Raw genomic sequence first — 4,926 nt, 5'->3', positions numbered from 1 at the left:
GAATGGAAATTTTTTCTTTCTTCCAGACATCGATAATTTTTTGGCGAAAATCTACGGAATAGGGTCTCATAGGAAGCTGGTAAGTTCTATTATTTGTCTATTTGCTTTCCATTGTACCTCATAGCTCCAAGAATTGCTATAGATAAATTTTTCTGCTAGAGTTGATTTAAACCCTGTATGATCTATGGCAAGATTGAACCAAGAATTGTTATGTGAGGAGGCGGCTGTCTTCTCAGCTTTGGAATCTCAACATCAAGAATCTTCACTCTACGGTGTTACAGATGGTAAAGCGATCGGAACTTACTTAGAACAAAAGTTTAAACTATATCTAAAGGAAAAATATAATTTTCTTGACGGTAATTCAGCTAGTGGGATTGATTTTCCCGATTTGTTAGTAGATATCAAAGTAACAAGCATGAAACAACCTCAATCATCTTGTCCTTTTAAATCCGCAAGACAAAAAATTTTTGGCTTGGGATATTCCTTAATTATTTTTGTTTATGAAAAGTTAGATGATAGCCTAAATCGTACTGCCAGTTTAAGAATTATAGCGGTAAGCGCTTGAGTGAGATACAGACCAAGCTTTGCCTAGCATGGTTTATAGCTCGTGACACTGTACCTCATACGACTGCACACCGCTATAGCGGATACGAGATTTCAGAAATTCAGCGACTCCATAAATTTCATCAAGACTGTCTATATTCGTGGTTGCTTCTTTCCCCGTTTCCACGTTATCGGGAATACTGATTGATTTCTTGCCAGTTTTTTCATGGAAGCGCAGACGACAGACTGTTTTGGTTACTTTTCCATCTAAGTTGATACCAAAATAACTTCTAGTGTCTTTGAATTGAATGCGTGCGGTATTGATTTCTTCCCGTAGAATTGATTTAATAATGTAAAATCCTTCCAATTCTTCGGGGGTCGTATTAATTTTATCTTCCCCTGTTTCTTCTGGTGGAGTATCTTCTGCTGCTGATGTATCAGGAGGATTTGTTTCAGGTTCTTTTCCTAAAACTTCCTCAAATTTTTCTTTGATGATATCATTGATATACTCTTTGAGAGAACGCTTAATAATTTCTTTGAATTTTTCGACAACCGATGCAGTTCTCACCCCAGAATACACATGACTAACAAAAAACTTAACAAATTCGGGGGAAGGATCATTTAATTGCTGGGCAATCACTTTTTTAACTTCTTTTGTGTGCAATAAATTGCGAGCAACCTCTTCTAGTTCGTCAGAATTAAAGCTAGATTTAGAAAATCGTTTTAATTCGTTAACAGAAGAGTCGTCAAAGTCGAGAATGTTAAACTCAAAAAATGGCTTATCGTCCATGATATTATCCTTGACGATATCCGTATAAAACCGATAGATAATCCCATTAGTTAAAACTCCAAAGTTAGCTCCAGTTGCGTTAAAATATCGATGCAGTTGGGAACTATGTTTAGGATGCTCAAGATTTTGATGACAACTTTTACATTCCATCAAAATAATCGGTTGATTGTCCAAACAAATAGCATAATCTACTTTTTCCCCTTTTAATCCAGTTAAATCGGCACTATATTCGGGGTGAACTTCCATGGGATTGAACACATCGTAACCCCATGCTTGCAAAAAAGGCATAATAAAAGCTGTTTTGGTTGCCTGTTCGTTTTGGATTTGAGAACGAGAGGTTTCAACTTTTTGGGCAATTGCTTTGAGTTTATCGATTAAATCCATGATAGCCTCATTATCTAGGATGTGTGGGTTCTCAGCCTAACCATAATTTAACCTTTTTTTACCTCAGGGTCAAGCATTTTTGACTGTCATCATCATTAATTCACAAATATTTACACTAATCCCGTGCCATCCGGATATTTTGTGCTATCATTTCTAGGAATGGGTTATTTTTAATAATGTCCCCATTTGATCAAAGATAATGCTTGCTTTAGAACAGCTTTATGAACGGGAGTATGATCGCTGGTTAAGCGAGACGATCGAGTTATTAAAAAATCGTCAGTTAGATCAGTTAGATTACGAACATTTAATCGAGGAGTTGGCAGCTTTGGGACGAAGCGAAAAAACTGCTGTTAAAAGTTTAAGTTTACAAATAATAATCCATCTCCTACTCTATCAATTTTGGACGACAGAAAGAGAAAGAAATAGTAATCATTGGGCGGCAGAGATTATCACTTTTCGAGTACAATTAGAAGATAAGCTCACCACCAATTTAAGCAAATTTATAGAACTAGAGTTAGAAAATATCTATGAAAACGCTCGCTTAATTGCCGAAAAAAAGACAGGATTAAAAAATTTACCGATAATTTGTCCCTACTCTCTGAGACAAATTCTTGAGAAACAGTGGTTTCCCGATACAGATAATCAATAAACTCTCAAAAATATGGACTCTCACAACAGTGAACCGATTATAATTGCCGAAGCAGTGGAAAAATGGTACGATAACCGCTTTCATGCTTTGCGGGGAGTCAATCTCACCGTTAATAAACAGGAAGTTGTCGTGATTATGGGGCCGTCTGGTTCAGGAAAATCCACCTTTATTCGCACTTTTAACGGGTTGGAATCCTATCAAAAAGGCCGCATTATTATTGACGGAATAACTGTTTCCCACAACCTGAAAAATATCGAGGCAATCCGTCAGGAAGTCGGCATGGTTTTTCAACAATTTAACCTCTTTCCCCATCTGACGGTATTAGATAATGTCACCCTCGGGCCGATGTGGGTTCGCGGTTGGAAAAAAGCGCAAGCGGAGGAAATAGCGAGAAAACTCCTCGAAAAAGTTGGTATTCTCGAACAAGCGCTTAAATATCCCCCTCAGTTATCGGGAGGACAACAGCAGCGGGTGGCAATCGTTCGCGCTTTGGCCATGCAGCCGAAGGTGATGTTATTCGATGAACCCACCTCAGCTTTAGACCCAGAAATGGTGCGAGAAGTCTTGGAAACGATGCAAAGTTTAGCCAAATCCGGGATGACCATGGTTTGTGTCACCCACGAGGTAGGATTCGCGCGAGAAGTGGCCGATCGAGTGGTATTTATGGATCAGGGTGTAATTTTGGAAATTGCCCCCCCAGCAGAATTTTTTAATAATCCTCAATCCGATCGAACTCAGCAATTTTTAGCAAAAATTCTTTGATTTTCCATGACTTGATGAGGCTGCATCTCAATTTTGTCGAAATATCTATATTAGATTTGGGCGCACGCGATGCGCCCCTACCATTGGTGCGATAATATTATTGTAGGGGCGAATTGCCTTCGCCCTCTTTTGCGATGCGCCCCCACCATTGGTGCGATAATATTATTGTAGGGGCGAATTGCCTTCGCCCTCTTTGAATAACTTCTGCTGCTCACCTATATGTGAGAGAAAGTGTTAAGTGGGTGGGTGGAATTAAATATAAGATGAACGTAGGTTGGGTTGAAGCATGAAACCCAACGCTCTATTGGTTGTTAAGTGAACCTAATACACCCATTGCCCTTCCAATTAATTGGAATCAATTGTCGTTTAGCCTCCTGAATTATCAAGACTAAAATGACTCTTGTTTCTCAACTAATCAATAACTTGTGGTTTTTCAGCCAGCCATTTGGATAGATTCATACCAGTTAATCCTTGAATTTTTACGATTTCCTCACGATATAAATCCATAAGTTCGTCTTTTATTGATTGAGGTACTTCTATTTTTTTAGTTACATAATTTCTAGCTTTTATTGTCATTAAGCGTCTCTGTTCTTTAGTGGTTAAGGGTTTCAACACTTGACCAATAGTAGATCGTAAATAGTTGATTATTTTAATACTTTTATCATCGATAATACCCCCCTTTCTCATAATAGCTGAAGTGTCTGGTTGGAATTTAGTATCAACCCCTATAAATTCAAATAAATCAACAAAATTAGCTTGTTTAATTAATGAATCAAATAGAATAAACTTAAAGTTTTCTTTGGGAAACTCCTCTAGATACTTTTGTATGTCTTGAGAACAGAAGCTGAGTCTCAAAACTCCCTTTTGCTCTTGGGCTGATGAGAAAATATCTTGAAAGTCTATGTTATCTGGAGACCCAATTTCAACAGTTTGCAAGAAATGAGAAATACAGCGATCTACGGGATGACGAAGAATGACTACCAATTTAGCATCAGGTATATATTGTTTAATTAGTTGTCTGGCCTTATCTGAAGATAAATACACACTAGACACCTCTCCGCTAACTTTGCTTTTAAGCAATTCCCTTTCATCATAACTAGCGATATAATCTTCAAATTTTCTGAACGATTGATTATTTCCCATCCTAGAAAAAAAGTCTTGTCCTTTAATTTTTGGCAAACATATTTCTGGGTGTTGTCCGAGGTAACTGTGGAGAGAAGTTGTACCACACTTATGTCCACCAATAACAATGAAATGGTTGTCTTTAATCATTTGTTTGCTCATCTGTAATCTGTAATTTTTTGCAAGGCTAATTCAACACTGAACTGCATCACTATCTGATCCGAATCAGTAGACTACCTGATCTGAAGCACTATATTACTGGATTGGGGGTCTGATAGTCAAGACCTTTTCGAGGTCGATGGTTAATTAGGGTCTGCTGAAAAAGTTTTTCCTGGGGACAGGGTGTGGGGTGTGGGGTGTAGGGTTTTACCGATTTTGAGGACGTTCGGCGAGATCAGTCGAGTGGACGGTGAGCTTGTGGACGGTGAGCTTGTCGAATCCGTCGAACCGCCGGGGTCAATTACCTAATTTTCAAAAAGTCCCTGAATTTTCCCCCCGATCACTCCCATATCTGGTACTTTTTGATTGACAAAAAGTCTAAAAGTCTCACCCAACAAGGTTTTTAGATTTATTCAGCAAGCCCTAATTAGGGTTTGCGGCAAAAAGTCATTGAAAAGTACAGGTCTCTTAATCAATGATTTCACTTAGCTACAAGCATAAGCTTTAGTTGTTGATT

At 38.2% G+C, this 4,926-nt stretch carries 4 protein-coding genes and 1 pseudogene; 3 read left to right on the top strand and 2 right to left on the bottom strand.

The window, feature by feature from the left end; translation table 11 throughout:
• Positions 1–184: 184 nt before the first annotated feature.
• Positions 185–550 (top strand): annotated as a pseudogene (locus tag IM477_RS12420) (restriction endonuclease); the annotation flags it as partial.
• A 48-nt stretch (positions 551–598) separates the two neighbouring features.
• On the opposite strand, the gene IM477_RS12415 reads toward IM477_RS12420, so the two are convergent.
• Entirely contained in the window at positions 599–1,717 is a 1,119-nt protein-coding gene (locus IM477_RS12415) for a type I restriction endonuclease (RefSeq protein WP_287731974.1), read from the bottom strand.
• A gap of 199 nt (positions 1,718–1,916) precedes the next feature.
• Between IM477_RS12415 and IM477_RS12410 the strand changes: the two genes are divergently transcribed.
• Positions 1,917–2,366 carry a DUF29 domain-containing protein gene (locus IM477_RS12410; protein ID WP_287731973.1) on the top strand — a complete coding sequence of 150 codons (450 nt, stop codon included), beginning with the start codon at positions 1,917–1,919 and terminating at the stop codon, positions 2,364–2,366.
• Between the two features lie 12 nt (positions 2,367–2,378).
• Positions 2,379–3,128, top strand: coding sequence for an amino acid ABC transporter ATP-binding protein (locus tag IM477_RS12405; protein ID WP_287731972.1), 750 nt, complete (start codon positions 2,379–2,381; stop codon positions 3,126–3,128).
• A gap of 411 nt (positions 3,129–3,539) precedes the next feature.
• Here the strand turns inward: IM477_RS12405 and IM477_RS12400 are convergent, their stop codons facing one another.
• Positions 3,540–4,400: a sulfotransferase family protein gene (locus IM477_RS12400; protein ID WP_287731970.1), complete on the bottom strand. Its 861-nt coding sequence runs from the start codon at positions 4,398–4,400 to the stop codon at positions 3,540–3,542.
• Positions 4,401–4,926: the final 526 nt, after the last annotated feature.

It is taken from the genome of Microcystis sp. M090S1 (assembly GCF_020246295.1).
GTDB classification, from domain to species: Bacteria; Cyanobacteriota; Cyanobacteriia; order Cyanobacteriales; family Microcystaceae; genus Microcystis; species Microcystis aeruginosa.
Note: the sequence above shows the minus strand (reverse complement) of the source record. Positions and strands in the feature narration are given on the sequence as shown.

Coding starts and splice junctions, on each gene's coding strand:
- IM477_RS12415 (WP_287731974.1), bottom strand. CDS start 1,717: ATGGATTTAATCGATAAACTCAAAGCAATTGCCCAAAAAGTTGAAACC.
- IM477_RS12410 (WP_287731973.1), top strand. CDS start 1,917: ATGCTTGCTTTAGAACAGCTTTATGAACGGGAGTATGATCGCTGGTTA.
- IM477_RS12405 (WP_287731972.1), top strand. CDS start 2,379: ATGGACTCTCACAACAGTGAACCGATTATAATTGCCGAAGCAGTGGAA.
- IM477_RS12400 (WP_287731970.1), bottom strand. CDS start 4,400: ATGATTAAAGACAACCATTTCATTGTTATTGGTGGACATAAGTGTGGT.